This window comes from Streptomyces sp. CA-106110, assembly GCF_050936285.1.
Taxonomy (GTDB): domain Bacteria; phylum Actinomycetota; class Actinomycetes; order Streptomycetales; family Streptomycetaceae; genus Streptomyces.
This window is the reverse complement of the sequence record NZ_JBNJNB010000001.1, coordinates 2,935,572-2,953,605: the sequence shown is the minus strand read 5'-3', so window position 1 is coordinate 2,953,605 and position 18,034 is coordinate 2,935,572. Positions and strand designations below refer to the sequence as shown.

General features: G+C 67.7%; 11 protein-coding genes. 5 read left to right on the top strand and 6 right to left on the bottom strand.

The window, feature by feature from the left end; translation table 11 throughout:
* Positions 1-3: 3 nt before the first annotated feature.
* The 5 genes from ACQEXA_RS13590 to ACQEXA_RS13570 all read right to left on the bottom strand — a co-directional run bounded on the left by ACQEXA_RS13590 (position 4) and on the right by ACQEXA_RS13570 (position 11,320).
* Complete coding sequence (locus tag ACQEXA_RS13590; protein ID WP_433130016.1) at positions 4-4,956, bottom strand: type II restriction endonuclease subunit M; 4,953 nt, start codon at positions 4,954-4,956, stop codon at positions 4-6.
* Positions 4,957-4,960: 4 nt separating this feature from the next.
* Positions 4,961-7,972, bottom strand: coding sequence for a DEAD/DEAH box helicase (locus ACQEXA_RS13585; protein WP_433130014.1), 3,012 nt, complete (start codon positions 7,970-7,972; stop codon positions 4,961-4,963).
* A gap of 91 nt (positions 7,973-8,063) precedes the next feature.
* Positions 8,064-9,167 (bottom strand): protein kinase domain-containing protein, encoded by a 1,104-nt coding sequence (locus ACQEXA_RS13580; protein ID WP_433130012.1) that lies wholly within the window; start codon positions 9,165-9,167, stop codon positions 8,064-8,066.
* Between the two features lie 59 nt (positions 9,168-9,226).
* Positions 9,227-10,954: an N-6 DNA methylase gene (locus ACQEXA_RS13575; RefSeq protein WP_433130009.1), complete on the bottom strand. Its 1,728-nt coding sequence runs from the start codon at positions 10,952-10,954 to the stop codon at positions 9,227-9,229.
* A 147-nt stretch (positions 10,955-11,101) separates the two neighbouring features.
* Positions 11,102-11,320 (bottom strand): DUF397 domain-containing protein, encoded by a 219-nt coding sequence (locus ACQEXA_RS13570; protein WP_433130007.1) that lies wholly within the window; start codon positions 11,318-11,320, stop codon positions 11,102-11,104.
* A 95-nt stretch (positions 11,321-11,415) separates the two neighbouring features.
* Between ACQEXA_RS13570 and ACQEXA_RS13565 the strand changes: the two genes are divergently transcribed.
* On the top strand, positions 11,416-11,676 hold the full coding sequence (locus tag ACQEXA_RS13565) for an ATP-binding protein (RefSeq protein ID WP_433130005.1): 261 nt from the start codon (positions 11,416-11,418) through the stop codon (positions 11,674-11,676).
* 281 nt (positions 11,677-11,957) lie between these two features.
* On the top strand, positions 11,958-13,325 hold the full coding sequence (locus tag ACQEXA_RS13560; RefSeq protein ID WP_433130003.1) for a hypothetical protein: 1,368 nt from the start codon (positions 11,958-11,960) through the stop codon (positions 13,323-13,325).
* On the opposite strand, the gene ACQEXA_RS13555 is transcribed toward ACQEXA_RS13560, so the two are convergent.
* Positions 13,315-13,485 (bottom strand): hypothetical protein, encoded by a 171-nt coding sequence (locus ACQEXA_RS13555; RefSeq protein ID WP_433130001.1) that lies wholly within the window; start codon positions 13,483-13,485, stop codon positions 13,315-13,317. The genes ACQEXA_RS13560 and ACQEXA_RS13555 overlap by 11 nt on opposite strands.
* A gap of 76 nt (positions 13,486-13,561) precedes the next feature.
* Here ACQEXA_RS13555 and ACQEXA_RS13550 point away from each other — a divergent pair, with 76 nt between their 5' ends.
* From ACQEXA_RS13550 to ACQEXA_RS13540, 3 genes are read left to right on the top strand one after another with little or no spacing between them, the layout of a single operon-like run.
* Positions 13,562-15,253, top strand: coding sequence for a hypothetical protein (locus ACQEXA_RS13550; RefSeq protein WP_433129999.1), 1,692 nt, complete (start codon positions 13,562-13,564; stop codon positions 15,251-15,253).
* Between the two features lie 56 nt (positions 15,254-15,309).
* A complete protein-coding gene (locus tag ACQEXA_RS13545) occupies positions 15,310-15,951 on the top strand; it encodes a hypothetical protein (protein ID WP_433129997.1) in 642 nt (213 codons plus the stop codon).
* Entirely contained in the window at positions 15,948-18,029 is a 2,082-nt protein-coding gene (locus ACQEXA_RS13540; RefSeq protein WP_433129995.1) for an Hsp70 family protein, read from the top strand. Before ACQEXA_RS13545 ends, ACQEXA_RS13540 begins: the two co-directional genes overlap by 4 nt.
* Positions 18,030-18,034 lie beyond the last annotated feature (5 nt).

The following is an 18,034-nucleotide window of genomic DNA, read 5'->3' as shown; positions in this document are numbered from 1 at the left end:
GTGCTACCTGCTTTCCGGGGCGGGGGTGGCGGGGGACTCGGCGGGGGCGGGCGTGGGCGTGGTGAGGGGGTGTTCGGCGAGGTAGGCGGCGTAGTCGCTGTATTCGCCGGCGTGGAGGCGGGCGGTGAAGTCGGCGTGGGCGCGGGTCATTTCGGCCTCACGGTTCGGCTTGACCCAGCCTTCGGGGATGGCGGGAGTGGGGTCGCCTGCGCGGGCTGCCTTGGCCCAGGCCTTGACGAAGGCTGTCTCTTCGGGGGTTTGGCGGATGCCGACGTTGTGAGTTGCCGCGCCGATCTTGTGGCCGTCGGGGGCGAAGAACATCTCCCACTCGTACTTGCGTAGTACGGCGAATTGGGAATGGTACATGGCGCAGAGCTGTTCGGCGGTGAGCCCGAGCATGGCGGCGACGAGTGCGTCGATTTCGACGAGGGCCATTCGGCGGTCGTACTCGGTGCGTAGCGGCGTTGCCATGGACCAGGTGCGTTCGACGGCCTGGACTGGCGGTCGAAGGGATTCGGGGTCGGTCCAACGATCAACAAGCCATGCAGATTCGAAGAGTTTCTCCCAAAAAGGGGCGTAATCGCGAGTGACGCAATTGAGGCGAAGGGCGCGGAGGAGAAGTGGAGAGGCCAAGGGGTGTCCCGGCGGAAATGGATAATTACTGACTAGATTGTCGTTGAGATTAGATTTCCCCGCGGCCTTGGTCAGATAGTCAATTGGAAGACTAGCGAGAATCCCTGCAAGGATTCCGGTCTCGCGATCCGAAGGCATTGCAATAGTGTTAATGGAATGAATATGCGTAAACCCAGGAGCGATCAGCGCAGCCTCAAAAGTGCGTTCGGTTCCGGTGTCCACGAAACCACGCCACCCGACTCGCCAGAAGCTGGCCTGAGGTTGACCATTCCAGGGCTTGAGTCCGCCCTCCATACCGGAGTCACCCTTAGCGAATTGATAATTTGCCCTAGGGATTTGAGTCGATGAGAGGACCTCCAGGTCGAAAGTTGACCAGTCGTTCTTGCTCCGGCAATTCTCGTTAGGCTGTTTGGCGAAGGGGTTTGCCACAGTGATATGAGGACTTTGAAGGATCACTTGATCTGCACTCTCATTATCCCGGGTTTCCCACCTTATGGCCCCTGAGGTCTTGGCCCCTTTCTCGTGCCACCCATCGGAGTGGAAGTACGGACGAGCAGACAACCTCTCGGGATAGGTTGACAGGACTGCAAGCGCGTTGAGTTCTTCGGCTGAGATGGGCTTAATCAGCTTAGCCTCGAGTGCGGGCGTCCCTGGCGCGTCCAAGATGTAGGCGAATACTTGAAGCAGAGACTCATCAACACGGATGACCCTCTTTTGGTGCGGCCGCATATCAGGGGCGCCGGAGGCGAATTTCACGCCGGGCACTTCGCCGCTGCCGTCATGCTTCAAAGAGAGTTCGAGAGTTTCCGTGCTCAGTAGATTTGTGACGAGCTTAAATCGGACCTCATCTTTTTGTGGGCCGTAGCATGAGATACAGAAGGTCTGGCTGGGGCTATCGACGCCATCAAACCATTTGTTCGCAAATAGGAATCCAGCATGAAGGCGCAGACGGCCATATGTCGCAACCCGCAGCTTTCCGCCATACTTGTCGGTCATATGGCTTTCAGGGTGTAGCAGCGCAGCAAGTCCATTCGGACCGAGAGACCGCCAGGCTCGTTCCATGAAATTCATGTAGACATTTGTTTGAATACCCGTCAGAGGTGGATGGTCGATCTCTGAACCCAGGTAAGAGCCGACGCCAGCCGATGCGCTCAGGTCAGATAGATAGCCACGGAGCGCTGCCGCATATCCCAGCACTGCCCGGCGACGTTCGTCCCTCACCGACTCCTGAGCCTTGTCTGTAAGTCCGAACCAGGGGTCGTATTCCGCGAGCGCGAGAGCATCATCCCAGATCGGCCGGTGCCAGGGAGGATTCCCCACCTGCAAATCGAACCCACCTCGCCCAAAGATGTGCGCGAACTCCAACTCCCAGTGGAAGAAGCCCTCCCGCCGGGAGATTGCGTCCACCTCGCCCAGCCACGGGAATCGCACCATGACCGACGGCAGGTCAACGCATTGGCTCATGACCCGGTCAAACTCGTCGTCCGTCGCCAGCTTTTCGAACTCGCCGGTATCCGCGAACAGCCCGAACTCGTCGTCCAGGCCCGCCGCGGTGCCACCGATACGGCTGGACTGCCTCGCCTTCGCCTTGGCGGCCGGAACACCCAGCACTGCTTCGCAGAAGGACAGCCACTCCTCCATGCTTGGCGGTGTAGGGGTGTCGACCTGCCCAACCGGCCAGAACCACAGGGCGCACCAAGCATCCATGACCAGCTTTAGCCGGCCGCGCGGCGAGCCCGGCTCGTTCAGCGCGCTCTCGATCTGCTCACGGGTCACGTCTCCCGATGCCTTCTCCAGTGGCTGGTCGGGGTCGACCTCCCATACGTCGATCTGGCGCCGTACCTCCCGCTCGCTCACGATCAAGCGGCGCCGGGTCAGCTCCCACAGCCGCTCGACTCGGGTCGCCAGCGCCAGCAGCCGCTTACCTTGCGCTACCGACGGCGTCGCCACGACAGCGGTTCGCCACTTCGCCAGTGCGTCGCGCTCGTCCTTTGCCAGCTCCTTGGCCTGCTTGGCGTCAGCGACCGCACCCCAGCCCTTAGCCGGGAGCAGGAAGTGGTGGATCTCCTTGCCCGCCTGGAACCGGCCTTCCGCGGCTCCGGCCCGCAGCGGCCGGTCCGTCGGGACTGTCGTCAGCCATGCCTTCCGCTTCAGCGCCTCCGCCGCGTACATGGACCGCCGCGCCCCGATCAGTGAGTTGCCGCGCCGCAGGTGCAGGCCGAACCACGGGGCCTTCAGGCCCTCGTGCATCGAGTTGAGCCACAGCGAGACCTCGGCCAGCTCAACAGCGGTCTGGTTGAGGTCGACGCCGTAGCAGTTGTGCAGGGCGAGATACGCCTTGACCTTCTGTAGCTCCGCCTCGTACCGGTCAGGCGACAGTTGGTCGCCGCCGAGTTCCGTCATCCTGCGCTTCAGGTACTCCGCCGCCAACTGGTTGATGGCCTCGTTGAGGAAGGCCCCGGAGCCCAGGGCGGGCTCACATACGGTCAGGTCGAGGATCGCCCGCGCGGGCGTCGTGACGCCGTCCTGGTCCAGCAGTTCGGCCAGCGCGTGCTTGACCGTGCTGCGAGTCAGCACCTCCGGCGTGTAGTACGACGCGGACCGCTGCCGCTCTCGTCCCGACAGGCGATAGACGAACGTGCCCTTCTTGTGTTCGACACGCCTGAGAACACCCGTCAGCTCATTCCGCCGCTTGACGAAGACTTCCTCGTCGTAGTTATCGGCGTCCTTGAAAGGCACGACCCAGGTGCCGCTCAGCCCGTCGGAATCCGGCTTGGCAACCTCGTACAGGTCATCCCAAGCGAAGAAACCGGTGTAGGACATCAGGCCCTCGTACACCGCACCGAGCTGATTGATGCCGAGCTGCGCGTACGAGATGAAACCCTTGCCGGTGCCGCCGCCGGCATTGCCGCGTCCGCTGCGCCGCCCCTGTGTGAGCATCAGCAGGTTGAGCACGCGCCACAGCACCTTGTTGCGCAGCCGCGTGTCGATCCGCTCGCCCTCGACCGACACCGAGCCGATCAGCGGGGTCGCGTCGGCCTTGAACAGGTCGCTGCGCAGGGCCTCGAAGCGCAGGCCGTCCGCGTCGAGGACGGTCACTCCGCCCTCGGCCGGCGCCGCGTCCGTGCCCAGAGGGCGGTGTCCCTGGTCGACCAGCCGGAAGAGCAGATTCAGCGAATCGGCGAAGTGGGTGCCGTCCTGAGCCTCCTCCGGAAGGTCGTAGGAGACCAGCTCCCCGAGCCGGGCCAGGCCATAGCCGTCCTGGTAGGCGTCGTCCTTGCTGGGCAGGATGCCAAGTTCGGGCCGCGCCTCTGCGTAGAGCAGGAACAGGATCCGGTACAGATACCGCAGCGACTCCCGAGTGAGCCGGCTCGCCAGGTCGGCCGGGTCGCCCAGCTCCGCCGGATCGGCGCCGCCCTCCTTGAGCCGGTCCAGGATCTCCTGGGCGATGAGCTCGACGGACTGTCGCAGCCCCTCCCGCAGCTCCTTCGAGACGCCCACCGCATGCTTGCGGCCCTTGTCGACCAGCCCGTCCAGATACCCGGCGACACCACCCTCCGTCAGCAGCGACTCCGCGCCGAACAGCGCGGCCACCGCCTCCAGTTCCTCGCCGTCCGCGCTGAGGTTGCGGTCCAGGGCCTCGTCGACGCTCACCGCGAGGAACCGGCCCTCGTGCCAGGCCGTGCGGTCGGCGAGCAGTACCGCGCCGCCCGCGAGGAGAAGGACGTAGCGCGGGGCGTAGCCGTCCTCGCAGCCGAAGAGGAAGGTGACGGCGTCGGCTGCACTGGTGATGAGCTGCTTGCCGTCGAGCTGGATCGGGTCGAGGAGTTGTGCGCCGCCGTCATCGACGTCCGCGACGACGAGTTCGCCGTCCACCTGCCAGGTGACGTCCAGGGCGACGAGTTCCAGGCCGCCTGGGCCCGTGACGGCGAGCGCCACCGGCACCGACCGTTCCTTGTCGCCCTGCATCACCTCGAAGTCGCCCCGGCGGAGCCGGGTGTGGGTGGGACCCGCGGGCTCCGGAGCGGCGGGCTCAGCGTCCTTGCCCTTGCCCTCCGGCTCGACATACGCAAGTGCTGCCAACAGGTGATCGTTGAGCTCCCGTACCTCGGGACCGTCGAAGGCCTTGTTCTCGGTGATGCGGACCTTGGCCTTGAAGTACTCGCGGCGCAGGCCCTTCACACCGGACCGGGACGACGGAGCGCCCGCCCGGTCGGCGGAGGTCCAGCGCTTGCGCAGCTCGGTGAGGTCCTTGGCGAACAGCTCGGCGAGGTAGTGGGCGGAGATGTACTCACCGCGGTTGGTGATCGCTTCGAATGCCACGGTGTCACGCACCCCTCTGCTGCTGAATCACGTTGCCGCCGGCGGTCGAGGCCGGCGCCAGGACTCCGATCACCCGCACCATCGCCTCGCCCTGTGTGGCCAACTGCTCGATGAGCTGCTCGACCTCCACCGCGGTCTTCTGCACGCGCGTCTCCTCGTGCTTCCGCCGGATGCCGCTGAAGCTGAGCTGTTCAAACGTGGACAGGCTGGCCTTACGCCAGGCTGCCAAACGCTGCTCGTACTCCACGAGTTGTTCCACCAGCGGAGTTTCCTGCTCGGTGCGCAGCGCGGCGATGTGCTCGCGGCTCGCCCTTACCGCCGCCGGGACCAGTGCTTGCAAGGCCGCCTTGTCCCCGGTGAACGGTCGGTTGAGCATCTTCGGCTTCACCCCGGCCCGCTCAAGCACTCCCACCAGGTCGTCGTCGAAGACCGGCGTGCCGCTTTCCAGGCCCGTCACACACATCCAGGCCAGCACGGTGGGGTGACCCTTGGCGTTGGAGTACATGCCCTGAACCAGGAAGATCGGTTCATCGACGTCCGCCGTGATGACCGGAGCGCGGTCGCGGCTCTGGTCCGAGCCGTTCCGGCGGTCCTGAGTGAGTCTGACGAGGACCTTGTCGGTGAGCCACTCCACCACCGGGTGCTGGTCGGTGAGGTAGCTGACGTCGGGCCAGCCGGAGGTCTCGGTGCGCTCCTGCTTGGTGATCGCGCCCTTGGCACGGTTGCCGCTGCGCTCACGGGCCCGGTCCAGCCTGTCCTGGCCGAACTGCTTGTCGAAGGTGACCCGGAGCTGGTCCAGGACCTGCCGCTCGTCCAGGTACGACTTGGGGAGGACCAGCAGGCGGCGCTGGAGTTCCCGGTCCGGGGTGAAGACCATCATCTTGGGGTGGTCGGCGTCCCAGTGCTTGCCGATGCGCTGCTCCGGGTTGCCGTAGACCTCTTCCAGGGCCTCTTCGACGAACGCGCGGGTGGAGGCGAACAGTTGCGGCACCCGGTAGCCCGGTGAGCCGCCGTCCGGGGTGTGGTCGGCGAGGAACGCCTCGAAGGGGTCCAGCGGGACCGACGGAACGGCAGCGTCGAACGGTTCCTCGTTCGCCAGGAGCCGTTCCATGATGGCGTTCGTCTCGGCGTCCTCGTCGCGCAGGCCCAGGATGGAGGCGGCCTCGCCGAGGGTGCGGTGGACCTCGTCCTCACGCCTGAGCAGGCGCTCGGACACCGCTCGGTCGGCCGAGGGGCGGTCGGGGTCCTCGTCGGCGGTGAGCAGCAACAGCGCGCGGATCTCCGGGGAGTGCTGCTGGCCGTAGCGGTCAATGCGGCCGTTGCGCTGCTCGATGGTGATCAGCGACCAGGGCAGGTCGTAGTGGATCATCTGGTGGCACTGTCGGTGCAGGTTGACGCCCTCGGCGGCGATGTCGCCGGTGAGTAGGACCCGCAGTTCGCTGCTCGCCAGGCCGAAGTCCTTAACGGTGCGCTGCTGTTCGTCGTCGGAGAGGCCGCCGTGGAGCTGGCGGACGGCGCCGCTGGTCTTTCCCCGGCTGGGGGCGAAGCCGAGGGCCGACGGCAGGGTGTCCTGCAGTATCTGCAGGGTGGCGCGGCGTTCGGAGAAGATCACGACGCGGGTGTCGGACCCGGGGCCGACCTTGATCTCCTCCTTGAGGACCTTCACCAGTTGCCGGAACTTGGCGGCGTCCTCGATGTCTATGGCCTCGGCGATGGTGCCGAGGTTGACCAGTGCGTCGCGTTCGGCCTGGCGTTCTTGTGGGTTGGGGCTCCGGTCGATGCTGTCGATCCGGTTGTCGACCGTTTCGACGAGCGCGGAGTGGGAGGAGAGGAAGGACTTCAGCAGGGTGTAGGGGAAGAGCCGGGCGCCCTTGCCGGAGACAGGGGCCTTGCGGCCGTCCTTCGGGTTGATCCAGACGTCGTACAGCTCGTCGAAGACCCGCTGCTCGGCCGGGGTCGCCTTGCAGTCGATGGCGATCGGCGGCTTGCGGGTGGCCCACATGTGGCCGATCTCGGCGGAGACGTCGGGGGACATCTTGTGGCGCCGGATGTAGAGGTGCTGGAGCTGCGTCTCGTCGTAGTCGCTGGTGTTGGGGATGGCCGTCGGGTCGAGGAGGCTCAGCAGTTCGCCGAAGGACTCCCGCTGGCCGTTGTGCGGTGTGGCGCTGGCCAGGATCAGGGCGTCGGTCTTCGGCGCGAGGAGCTGCGCGAGGCGGTTGTTCTTCGTCCCGGTGTTGATGAGCTTGTGCGACTCGTCGATGACGACGGCGTCCCAGGTGACCTGCATGAGATGGCTGCGCCAGCGGTCGGAGCGCAGGGTGTCGATCGAGATGATCGCGCGCTTGTAGTAAGAGAAGGGGTTGCGGCCGGCGGGGATGTCGTTCTTGATCCGCTCGATGCCGGCCGAGTCCAGCCGCACCACCGGGATCGCGAAGCGCGTCCACAGCTCGTGCTGGAACTGTTCCAGGATGTGCTTCGGCGTTACTACGAGGATGCGCTCGCCGCGTCCGCGCCTGATCAGTTCGGACAGCAGCAGCCCGACCTCAAGGGTCTTGCCGAGGCCGACCGCGTCCGCGATCAGCAGTCGGGGGCGCAGGGCGCGCAGGGCGGCCTTGGCGGGTTCGCGCTGGTAGGCGAGGTCGTCGACGAGGTGGGTGCCCACGGTGGCGAGGCGCTGCTCGGAGAGGGGCAGCGGGGTCTTGCGGATCAACGCGTCGATGAACAGGCGCGAGCGGCGGCACTCGGGGGAGTCGTCGGGGACGAGCTCGGTGTCCTCTGGACGCAGCGGGGTCACCAGGTCGAGGCTTTCGTGCGCGAAGAAGACCGCCCGCTGGTCGCGGACCAGGGGCGAGATGCCCCGTACGTCCAGGCGAGTGCCGTCATTGGCGGTCTCGGCGGCCTCCACGACCAGCCAGTCCTCGTCGCGGGCGCGGACCTGCATCCCGGCGGCGAACCGGACGCCGTCGGACGCGTCGCCCGGGACGTTGCCTGACGCACTGTCGGTGACGGTGGTCATCGGCGGGTCTCCTTCGATTGCTGCTCTGCTGCTCTGCTGCTGTGCCGTTCAAGCACTGTGCGTTTGTGGTTTGCGCGCGGGTTTGGCGGGGTCAGCCGCCGTAGTCGCCGCGGCGGTCCTCGATGCGGCTGCGCCATCGTGCGGCCCAGCGGTCCGGCATGGCGTCCGGCCGGGGCCCGGGATCGAGCGGCTCCGCGGGCCTGGGGAACGGCGCGGCCTCGGGCACCGGATCGGGGGCGATGTCCGGAACGCCGTCCGGCTCGTCGTCCACCACGGCATCATGGTCCGGTACGGCATCCGGTGCCTCGACCGGTGTGGCCTGCCGCTCCAGCACCGCCGCGAGGAACGCCTCCGGCAGCGGCGGGTACGCCTGTGCCTCCGTTGGCACGCCGAAGTCGAGCAGGCGTCCCATTGCCTCCTCCAGCACGTTCTGTGCCGTCGGCCGGTCCTCTGCGTCGAAGGCCAGCGTGTGGGTGACCAGGTCGAGCAGCGCGGGCGGGAGGCCGGTCAGGTCGGGCTGGATGTCCAGCGTCCGCTGTGCCGGCATCTGCGCGTAGAAGGGGACGTGGCCGGTCGCCGCGTGCGCCAGCGTCGCGCCGAGGCTGTAGACGTCCGACGCCTCGCTGGCTCTACGGGAGTCCGCCGCCTGTTCCGGTGCCATGTAGGAGAGGGTGCCGAGGGCCGCGCTCGCCGTGGTTAGGCCGGTACCGCCGCTGACGTGGGAAATTCCGAAGTCTATGACCCGGACGCCGTCCGTGGCGACCAGGACGTTGCCGGGCTTGAGGTCCCGGTGCAGTAAACGTACCGAGTGGATGTGCATCAGGGCGGCCGCGAGACCCGCTGCCAGCCACCACGCACCCAGCTCGCTGACCGGGCCGTGCTGCTCCACCAGCTCCAGCAGCGAGGGCGCGTTGATGTACTGGGTCGCGATCCACGGCGTCGCCGCCTGCGGGTCGGCGTCCACCAGAGCGGCGGTATGGAAGCCGCCGACACGGCGGATCGCCTCCAGTTCCAGGGCGAACCGCTTGCGGAAGTACTCGTCCTCCGCGAGCTGCGGTCTGACAACCTTCACCGCGACCGGGCGGGTCGAACGGTAGCCCAGGTACACGACACCCATCGCGCCCTGTCCCAGTCGGCCGACCAGTCGGAAGTTCCCGACCGTCGTCGGGTCGCCCGCTCTGAGCGGCTGCAGCACCTTTGCCCCCGTACTGTCCTGACCTGGCTGGACGAGAGCGAGGTTATCAGCGGATCGGTTCACTGATCCTGCGCCTCCTGGGACTCGCTCTTCCCCGAAGAGGCACTGGTGGCCGACTGCGGCAGCAGGGCCCCGTTAGTCAGCCCGTCGTACGCGAGCGCGCCGACCCGGTCGCCGATGGCGGCGGCCTCGCGCAGCAGTTCCTCGAAGGCGGCCAGGCGCCGGAAGGCCTCGCCGTACTCCCGCTGGCGCCCGATGTCCATCTGCGGAATCTGCGCACCCGAGGCGTTCAGGCGGAGGGTGCCACTGGCGGTGGTGCTGCGGCGGGTGTTGGCGGCGCTGCGGAGGAAACCGCGCAGGTAGTCGGTGTCGAGCTGATCGGTCCGGGAGGTCGGCTCGGTGCCGTCCAGGTCGACCAGACCGCCCCGGACGAGATCGCCGAGTCCCATCGGCGCGGCCTCGATTCGGCCGGGGCCGGCAGGGAGCTCGGGGAGCAGGTCGAGCAGGCCCCGGGCGAGGCTCTGGACGCGGTCGCGCAGGGCGGCGTACTCGACGGGGTAGTCGGCGTGATGCGGGGTGACGTATCGGCCGGGGCTCAGGTCGACGTCGTCGTCCAGGACGTCGACGGGCGGAACATCCGCGATCTGCTCCGGCGTCGGTGCGCAGCCCTTCATATCGATGCCGATGCCGTCCGGGTCGGCGGTGCTGAGGTCGATCATGCGGATGTGTGTCCGGGCGGGGTCGCCCTGGGCCGGTCGCCGCAGGATCCACAGGTGCACGGGCTGCGCGTGGCTGGACATCAGACCAGGCGGCAGTGCCACCACGGAGGCCAGCAGTCCTCGGCGGACCAGTTCGGCCCGGATACGGCGACCGGCCTTGCGGTAGGCGACGGACGAGGGCAGCACCAGCAGCGCTCGGCCGCCGGAAGCGGTGTGGGCGTAACAGTGCTGGACCCAGGCGAGTTCGCTCTCCGAGCGCGGGGGTACGCCCAGCTCCCAGCGGGGGTCGAGCAGCAGGTCGTCCCGCCCCCAGTCGGCCACGCCCACCGGGGGATCGCAGACGACCAGATCGGCGCGGAGGTCGGGGAATGCGTCCTTGCGCAGCGAGTCTCCACAGGCCAGCGTGGCGGTCCTGCCGTCGAGCCGGGCGCGGAACTCGGCAATGGCGGCGGTCGCCGGATTGAGTTCCTGGCCGTACCGGTGGGCACCCGGGACGGCAGTGAGCAGCAGCGTCCCGATGCCGCACGCCGGGTCATAGACCGTGCCGATGGTGCGGTCCGATGCTCCGGCTGCATCGTCGGCCGGCCCGGTGAACGCCGAGACGATCCGCTCCAGGGCGAGGGTGGTCATCGGCTCACCGCCGCTGCGGGTGGTGGAGGCGATACAGCGCTCGACAAGGTCGGCGTAGAGGGCGTGGGCGCCACGCTCTGCGGCCAAGGTGGTGAGGGCAGCCGCGGCGGGCTCGGCCAGCGGCTGCTTGACGGCGGTTCCGAGCAACTGCGCGCCGACCGCGCCGAGTGCGGTGAGCAGGTCATCGCCGTACTGAGCGCGCAGTTCGTGCCACAGGTCGACCTCAGCGGAGGTTTCCCGGCCCTTCCCCTGTAGGTCCAGCCACTGCTGGACTTCCGTGAGCGCGAAGAGGGGGCTGGTCGCGGTGCCGGCAGCGGGGCGCGGGAAGTCTGGGTGGCGGCGGCGCCAGTTGGAGACGGCGGCACGGGTCACCCCGGCGAGGCGGGCGATCTCGGCAGCCGTGACGACCGCCGCGGGAGCGGATTCGTCGGCGGCCATGACGGGACCGTACACACCTCAAAGGACATAGACAAGATGTCTGCGTTAACAGCGCTAACAGCATGGTGACATTCCTGCCCATTTCGGAATCCAAGGAGCGAGGAACCGCCCCTCAAGGGACAAACGGCCAGTCGACGAGTGAGAGGGTCAACCCTCGCTGTCGTGGTGCGCGGCGAAGCCGAGGAAGGCCGCCCACGCGGTGCGGTCCATGGTGAGTGCGGGGCCGGTGACCGCCTTCGAGTCCCGGACGTGGACGGTCCCTCGCGAAGTCGCCACTTCTACGCACTGGCCGCCCTCCGCGCCGCTGTAGCTGCTCTTGAACCACCGCGGATCCTGAGCGACGGCAGTGATCCTTCGGGTGTTCATAGCTCCCCCAGCGGCTGGACCAGTGGGGATACGCCTACAACTCCGCAGCGAACGAGACCCTCATCCTCATCGCGGCCGAACTGGCCGCCAACGCCGTGCGGCACGGCCACGTGCCCGGCCGGGACTTCCACCTCCGGCTGACGGCAACCTCCGACACCCTCCGCGTGGAGGTGACGGACACCCGCACCGAGCGGGTACCTCCCTCTTCTCCGCAGGCGCCACGCGGCGATGCGGAGTCGGGCCGGGGCCTGCTCATCGTCGCCGGGCTGGCCACCCGCTGGGGTACCGGCCCGCGACTCGGTGCACCGGGCAAGACGGTGTGGGCCGAACTCGCTGCCGCAATGCAGGAGGGGTGACGTCCGGGGCGCGCCAGACCCGATGCCGCGACGCATTGCAAACAACGTCGAGTCGGCCCATCCTGAGCTGCAGTCGAGTGCGTCTCAGCCGACTCGACGGCTGAGGCAAGAGGGGGCGACATGACAGGCTTCGGGACTTGGCCCGGACAGGCGCCGGGAATCGGGCACCGAAGCGCCGGAGGCCCAGGTCACCGCTGATGAGGTTTGTCCCACTGGACCACCGTAGGGTCCAAACCGCGGTCATCGGAGACAGGTACTCCGGCGATCCTGTGATCCTCCCCATGGATCATCACGAACTGGACCACTGGCGCAAGCTGCACCCCGACTACACCTACTGGTGCGGGATTCAGCTGGGCGGCTGCGGCGGTGAGTTGAGTGACCGGCGCTACACCGACAAGGTGTGCCACTTCGCCCACCACCCCAATGCCGTGTGTCATCGCACCGCCAACGGTGAGTCCAGCGCCGATCACCTCTTCGTCAAGCGCGGTGTGGAGCGACTGCTCGAACGGCAGGGTGTGCCGGGCAAGGTCAGCATCCGGGATCTCGGCGCCGGCCCGGGCGGTGCCGTGGATCTGCTCGCTCCGGGCATACGACTCCGAGTGAGGTTCCAGCTCGGTGCTCTCGACTTTCCGGCCTGGCGCCGCGCCACCGACGAGTTCGATGGGGGCGAAGTCGGCGTGGACTGGATTCTCGCGCAGGACGGTCCGGTGAGCCGGGAGCTGTTGGACCGTCAGGGCTTCTTGCTCCGGGTCCGCCTCGTCACCCATGGGGGAGAGCGTCGCGTCCACATCGGAGTGCAGGCGCGCGGACATCCGCTTCACTGGGCGCCGTTGGAGGAATGCACGCTGTCGCCGATGGGTCTGCTCACCCCGCACTTGGAGAGGGTTCGCCCGTCTCGGCCGCGTTCCGAACCTGCGGGCTTCCCCGTCCAGGGCGCTCTGGTCTTCGCTCCCGTACCAGGCGGCGAGGTCACGGAAAGCGCGCCCGTCGTGGTCGGCGAGGATCGGCATGTGCTTGCCGCTTACGTCAAGCCTGTCGGCAGCGCGGTCACCCGGGCTTTTCTCTCCGTCCCCGCGGACACTGAAGTCCCGCTCGCGGGGCAGGTCTACCGCGTACCTGACGGAGCGCGTGTTCTTGTAGCGGACGGCGGAACGGGCTGGGTCGTGGCCGCTGAGCGCTACATCCGCCTGAACGCCGACGAGGCTCAACGCACAGGGCTGTGGTCACTTTCCCCTGTCCCGGCCGTTGCTTGCGAACGGTCTTCCGCTGGTGGGACAGGCCAGGCCGGCGCTACCGCGGAGAGTTCCACCGACGCTTCGAGGCCCACGTCCACGGCCGGGACTGCGGCTGACGACGAAGCGCCTCCGGGCGGGGCGGATCACCGGCCCGGGAACAGCAAGCGGGCCAGGGATCTGATCAGTCAGCTTCGCCCGCTCGAAGGTGCTCTGGGAGAGGCGGCCGGGAGACAGGTCACCCGGGCCATCAACGGCGCCGAGTTGTGGCTGGCCGCTGCGGCGAACGAGCGTGGCGGCGCGGCGAACGAGGGTGGGCGGCATGTGCGGCAGTTGGAACTCGCGCTCAGGACCGCGAGACGCGACCTGCAGCTGGAGGATGAGGCGCTTCCTTCGACACGCCCGCTCAGTCCCTGAGGGCGGCATCGGCGAGCCCTCCCGAACCGGGTGTTCCGTGCGACCCGGTCGGCACCGCAAGGGCGGAGGCGTCGAGGAACCAAGGGTTGCCGTGCGAGCCCAGGGCGGAGGCCTCGCGCGGGCCGAAGTTCACCGCGAGGCTGCGGGTCGGCGTGGCCAAGAGCTGACTGCTCCGGGAATAGGTGCAGTTCGAGACGCATGTCAGTGGTGCCGGATAACCTGCGGGGGTGTATGAGATGACCGACCCCGTGGCGGCCCGGCAAGCCGCCATTGAGGCTGAGAAACGTCGTCTGGCCGAGCAGAGGCAGCGACGTGAGGCTGCCCCCTCGCACAGCACCAGTGGATTCGTCCTTCGCAAGTGGCGGTGGCTCGGGGTGAACGGCGCCGAAGCCGTGAGCGCCGTGCAGGAAGTGCTGGAGGAGCTGCAGCAGGCGAGCGGCGGCGAAGGTGCGGACGGCGGCGGTCATCACAAGGAGGAGCTGCGCAAGGCGGTCGAGGGTTCTCCCCGGGCGGACGCCCTGCTGCCCGCAGTCGGAGCACTGCTTGGGCAGTGCACGCCCACGGACGTCCTGAGGCACCTTCGGACTCTGCACGCCGCGGGAGTGGAGTGGCTCACCCCTGAGGGGACGGACCGCCTGGCGGTCATCTGCTCCACCGCCCCCAGTCTGCTGCTGGCCCGCTCGTCCCGAAGCCTGAGCGGTGGACCCGCGTACTCGCTGTTCACCTCGGTCGCCATGGGCGGAGCCGTGCCCGTGCCCAGGACACTGCTTCCCGAGGTGCTCCGCTGGGCTCCGCTGCCCGTCATCGACGACCTCATCGAGCACGGCGGGATCCTGCCGGAGGACGACCCGTGGGCGTATCGGAGCGACAACGAGGCACTCTACCTGCGTGCCCGACTGGTACCGGGGCAGGTGACGCGGGACGAGGCCCGTGCCCTGGACTGGACCTGGTTCCTGCGTCGCGCGGAATTCGTGTCCGGCGAGGAACCGGCGGACACCGACGGGTCCGCTGCCGACGGCCGGCCGGACGTCTGGGACTTGCTGTTTGAGGCATCCGTGGGAGACGCCACGCGCCTTCAGGAGCTGGACGCCGCGCTTCCCCAGGAACAGCGCATCCAGCTGCGCAATCTCAAGGCCGGATCCCAGGAGGGGAACTGGCCCCGAAGTTTCCTTGCCGACCGCGGCCTGTGGGCGCTCATGTCCACGCTGTGGGACCCCCAGTCCACTGTTGATCCGCGGCTCAGCGACTTCCACGCCTGGACGGCCATTCGCAGAGCGTACGATCTCGTGATCGAAGGCCGCGTGGAGGAGGCGGGACGGCAGTCCGCGGCTTTCGACCGCCCCCTGAAGCCCGCCAAGAAGCTTCCGCCGAGTATGCAGGGCATTCTTCCCGAAGCCCTCAACATCGCTGCGTACGCCGCTCTCGCACGTGAGGATCTGCAGGACGCCGAAGCGTTGACGGAACGCGCGGCGGCGCTGACCGACGAAGCGACGGGCAACCTCCGGCTCATACGCGTATGGCGTACGACGCCCAAGAACAGCCGCGATCCCCTCACCAATCCGTACCTGGATCTCGGCCTGCCACACGGCTCCGCCGACTGGGAGACCCGCTACCGTGAGCTCGTCCGCGAGTCACGCTTCGACACGGCGAAATACGCGCGGCTCAACATGATCCGCGGTCGTCTCGACCAGGCACGCCGGAACGAAGCCGGAGACTCGGTCTTCTTCAGGTTGCCCCTGGCCCACTCGGTCTACGAGGCACCCGACGACGTGTCGCGGTCCATCGTCCCGCCGTTGGAGCCGTTGCCGCGGCGTACCCCCGCCACCAGCGGGGCCGATATGGAGGCCGTGCGTGCGCGGGCCGCCGTCGAGCTCCTCCAGGACTTCCGTACCACGCCACCACGTCTTGACCGTCACCGATCCAGGTAGTGGTCGCACACACCGTCCGAGAACCCCTTCGCCAAGAGAAGTCAGGCCACTCAGCGATGCCGCACACGCACCGACGTACCACCATCAAGAAGCGCCCCAAGAAGGCCGAAAAGCGTCTCAGGTCGCACAAGGTGTGTCCGCAATGCGGGCAGATCCGTCCTGAGGCCACGCAGAAGCGCCCGAAACCCACTGCAACGGCGATACGCAGGGCGAAGAAGGCCGAACAGTCGCCGCGGACGGCATGGTCGTCCTCCGAACCACTCGACGCCACTCAGGTGATCAAGGGCATCGTGGCTGCCGTACCGGCGGCCCTGGCAGAACTCGGCGAGGAGCACCCCGCAGGGGGAACGAGCAGTGGGCTGCTCCAGGCCGTCCGTACCGCGGTCATCGCAGAGTTCCGCACCCGCGCCCAGTTCGTGGGCAGGCTGTGCGAGATCGACGCGCTGCTCCACGCGCAGGGCGCTTCCCGAACCGTGGCGGATGCCATGACCGAGCACCTCGGCCAGCTTCAGCTGCGTCGGGTCACGGACCTCGACTCACCGGAGCTGTTCGTGGTGACCGAAGGACAGGGCGAGAACTTCGAGGTCCTGCGGCCCGCCTACGTGGACGAGGCCACCGGCAAACTCGCCCTCGCCGGCCAGTTGCGTCGCGTGGACGCCATCGGCAACGGAGCGAACGGCACGGAGGGGGGCTGGTGACCGCGACGGGCATCGACTTCGGAACGACCAACTCGGTGGCCGCTCAGTGGAACGGCGAATACGTGGAGGTCCTCGAACTCGGCGGCTACGGACTCGACGCCGACTGGCGACGGCCCGGCTTCGAGTGTCTCTTCCCCTCCGTGGTGGGCACCAGCTCGCTGCGTCCCGGAACACTCTTCGGCTGGGAGGCCAAGCTCCGTTCGGAGAGCGCCGTGGAAGCGTGCAAGCGCATGCTCCGTGACGAACAGCTGGTCACGATCGGCAACCGGCGCTTCGCGGCGACCACGGCTGCCGCAGGAGTGTTCCGCACCATGGCCAGGGTGGCGGAGGAGGAGGCGGCGACCGACATCGCACCGGCCGTGGTCACCGTCCCGGCCAATGCGACGGGCGCAGCGCGCTACCGGACACGCGAGGCGGCCAAGGTCGCGGGCGTCGCCGTGCAGGCCCTGCTCAATGAGCCGACGGCAGCGGCCATCGCGTACGCCCATGCCCTGGAGGAAACCGGGGAGTTCCTGGTCTTCGACTGGGGTGGTGGCACCATGGACTCCACCATCCTGCTGCACGAGGACGGGTTCTTCGACGAGAAGGCGTCCCGTGGAGTCAACCGCCTCGGTGGGCTCGAAATCGACGAACGTCTCAAACGCCTGGTTCTCGAACGGGCACCGGCATGCCGTCAGTGGACCCCGTCCGAACAACGCCAGTTCGGGCTCGACATCGAGCGATCGAAGATCCTCCTGTCGCAGCAGAGCAGCGTCCACGTCATCACGCCCGACGGCATCGGAGCGGAGATCACCCAGGAGGAGTTCTCCGAGGAGATCCAGGACCTCATCTCCCGAGCCCTGGACCCCGTCGAGGCCTGCTTGGAAGACCTCCGCATGGACCCGGGTGAGCTCACCGCCGTCCTGATGATCGGGGGGAGCAGCCAGATCCCGGCCGTACGAGCCGCGGTCGCCGAGGCCCTCGGATGCGTGCCGGTCGGCGCGGACCTGTGCAACCCGATGACTGCCGTGGCGGAGGGTGCCGCGATCGCGGCCGCTTCCCTGAACGGCGAACTCGACAGCATCGTCCAGGTGGTCAACTCCCATGCGCTGGGCACGGTGACGACCGAGCGTGGTGGTCGGCGCAGCTTCAGCACCATCATCCCGCGGAACCAGCCGCTTCCACAGATCCGCAAGAAGTCGTACACGCCGACGAAGGACAACCTGGCGTCTCTCCAGGTCGAGGTATGGGAGGGCGACCCAGACAAGCCGGTCGACCACCCGGACAATGTCCGGCTCACCGTACTCACCCTTGAATACAAGAGACGGTGCTCAGCGCAGGACGGAACGTTCGAACTCGACTACACCTACACCAAGGAAGGGCTGCTCGAAGTCAAGGCGACGCTCGTCAAAACAGGCGAGGTCGTTCTCAACGAACCGGTGTCGAGCTTCGGCACGACCGGGGCATCACCCGAGGTCGAGAAAGAGCTGGCTCACCTGATGTCCCTGCGCGGGGCACCCCATCGCAGCGCCCCGCTGCCCACGCATCCTCACCGGACCAAGCCCGACATCCCCCCGGCGCAGGCAGGCTCGAAGCGCGGCAAGGCCTCCCCGGAGGTTCTGGCGCGCCTCGCCGCCACGGCGGACAACCGTCCGCTGGTGGTCGACGGCTCGAACCTCGCCTGGATCTCCAGCGCCAGCCGAGCCGCCGGTGGCCGACCGCGTTTCGCCATCCTGGAACAGGGCGTCGCCGCCCTGCAGCGCCGCTATCCCAACCGGGACATTCACGTCGTCGTCGACGCGACGCTCCGCCACGACGTGGCTGAGGAGGAGCGAGCGGCCGTGCAGGCAGCGATCGACGCACGCCAGGTGGTGCAGCCGCCGGCGGGTACCGAGGGGCGTGGAGACGCACTGGTCGTCGACATCGCCAACGCCGTGGACGGGGTGATCGTCTCGAACGACAACTTCGCGCCGCTCCAAGCCTCCAACCCCTGGCTGCGAACCTCCGGGCGCATGCTCGGCGCGACGCTCTCCCAAGGGGTCTGGGTGTTCAGCTCACGGATCCCGCCGCTCAACAACAGTGCGCGCTACAAGAGATGAACACC

Excerpts from the sequence above, each read along its gene's own strand:
- ACQEXA_RS13570 (WP_433130007.1), bottom strand. The coding sequence starts at position 11,320 with ATGAACACCCGAAGGATCACTGCCGTCGCTCAGGATCCGCGGTGGTTC.
- ACQEXA_RS13560 (WP_433130003.1), top strand. The coding sequence starts at position 11,958 with ATGGATCATCACGAACTGGACCACTGGCGCAAGCTGCACCCCGACTAC.
- ACQEXA_RS13545 (WP_433129997.1), top strand. The coding sequence starts at position 15,310 with ATGCCGCACACGCACCGACGTACCACCATCAAGAAGCGCCCCAAGAAG.
- ACQEXA_RS13585 (WP_433130014.1), bottom strand. The coding sequence starts at position 7,972 with ATGACCACCGTCACCGACAGTGCGTCAGGCAACGTCCCGGGCGACGCG.
- ACQEXA_RS13550 (WP_433129999.1), top strand. The coding sequence starts at position 13,562 with ATGACCGACCCCGTGGCGGCCCGGCAAGCCGCCATTGAGGCTGAGAAA.
- ACQEXA_RS13575 (WP_433130009.1), bottom strand. The coding sequence starts at position 10,954 with ATGGCCGCCGACGAATCCGCTCCCGCGGCGGTCGTCACGGCTGCCGAG.